The following is a 1,748-nucleotide window of genomic DNA, read 5'->3' as shown; positions in this document are numbered from 1 at the left end:
ATGGTACTGCAACCGGGAGGTTGTGGGAGAGTAAGTCACCGCCGACACCAAACAACAAAAACATAATTCAATAACCCAAAAGAAGGGAAGAGAACGGAACACCCACCGTCCTCTTCCCTTTTTTCACGTTTTGCGGGGTGCAAGCATCACGCGACGGAACACGTAGGGAGCCGCGTGCCGCCGGGGTGTAGTAGGCGACGAACCCTAAACCTTTTCTTTTACCCCCGCTGTTGTATGGGGTGCGACTCTGGGGATCCCTGCGGTTTTAGGGCTCCCTATTCGAACATAAACACCCCCACCCGAGGCAGATGTCCACCAGTAGAGATACTATAAAGGCACTCGTTAGAAAACACATACGAACCCTGTTCTTTTCTTCTGGAGTGCCCCGTCCATGACTGCCACACTTGCCCCTCCCGAACCAGATACCACCCTCGACTACCCAGACACCCTCCTCATCAGCGACCACCTCGACGCTGACCCCCTAGACGATGGTGATGTGCCGGAAGCGTTCTACACCACCAACGCACCCGGCAACCACATCGGCAAAGCCGGCACCTACACACGCAAAACCTCCTGGTTCCTCTACCGAGCCATCCTCCCCCAACTAGACGACGACGTTGACCTGAGCCTCACCAGCCTCGCCAAAGACCTCGGCATCTCATACTCCAAATTACTGGGGTACCTGCGCGCTCACTTCCGCATGCGCCAACTACCCCTCGTCACGCAAGTCCAAGGCCAGCATTGGATACTCGACCTGACCAAACTGCGCATCATCGACCGCGAACTCAACCGCCTAGAAGACAACCCAGACCAACTCGAAGCCATCGACGCCGCACTCGCAGACTTCCTCACCCCCACCACACCCAACCAAACCGTCCCCACCGACGCGGACCTGCGCCGCTTCATCCGCACCTTCATCGACACCCACCTGCGCCCCGAAGACAAAGAACAACAACCCGAACCACGACTGCGCATCAACTACAACCCCGATAACACCACCACACTAACGCTAACCTGCGATAGCGCCACCGCCACCATCATCGCCCGCCACATCGACGCCTACACCAACCAGACCACCACCACCACCGCCGCACAAGCACTCATCGACCTCATCCTCGAAGACACCCACACCAGCGTTGCCATCAACACCTTCACCACAAACGAGAAAGCCAACCTCGTCTTCCACCCCGGTGCCGGATGGATAAACCTCAACCACGCACCCACCAACAACACCTTCATCCGCCGACTTAAAGCCGACGAGGCAGACTCCTACACCCCCACCACCGACATCCGCGCCTACACCCAAGGACGCGACGCCACTTGCCGCTGGCCTGGCTGCACCGTCCCCGCCACCCGCTGCCAACTCGACCACCGCATCGAATACCACCTCGGCGGGCCTACCAGTCCAGATAATCTAGTAAACCTCTGCCAACACCACCACAACATCAAAACCGACCGCAGAATCCACTATATTCTCGACCCCATCACCGGAACCATCGCCTGGCTCCACCGCGACGGCACCTACCAACTAGACCACCCCACCGGACCACTAGCTACACACCAAACCCACTGGAACCACACCTGGGCCCAATACCTCACACACCAACAACAAAGAACACAGAGAAAGGAAGGCTAGGGAATAGACCTGAGCCTGCGGTGTGTGACTAGGGGATGAAGCGTCCTGGGTTTAGTTCCGCTTCTTTTACGGCCCTGTGTTGATGGGCTGGGTGAGATAGTACTCGGTTTCT

Annotated in this window: 1 protein-coding gene; it reads left to right on the top strand. The window is 57.6% G+C overall.

Features of this window, described 5'->3' with window-relative positions:
• The first annotated feature begins 391 nt into the window (after positions 1-391).
• A complete protein-coding gene (locus tag QP324_RS11760; RefSeq protein ID WP_284816160.1) occupies positions 392-1,636 on the top strand; it encodes an HNH endonuclease signature motif containing protein in 1,245 nt (414 codons plus the stop codon).
• Positions 1,637-1,748 lie beyond the last annotated feature (112 nt).

This window comes from Corynebacterium sp. UMB0012, from assembly GCF_030216265.1.
Lineage (GTDB): Bacteria > Actinomycetota > Actinomycetes > Mycobacteriales > Mycobacteriaceae > Corynebacterium.
Note: the sequence above shows the minus strand (reverse complement) of the source record. Positions and strands in the feature narration are given on the sequence as shown.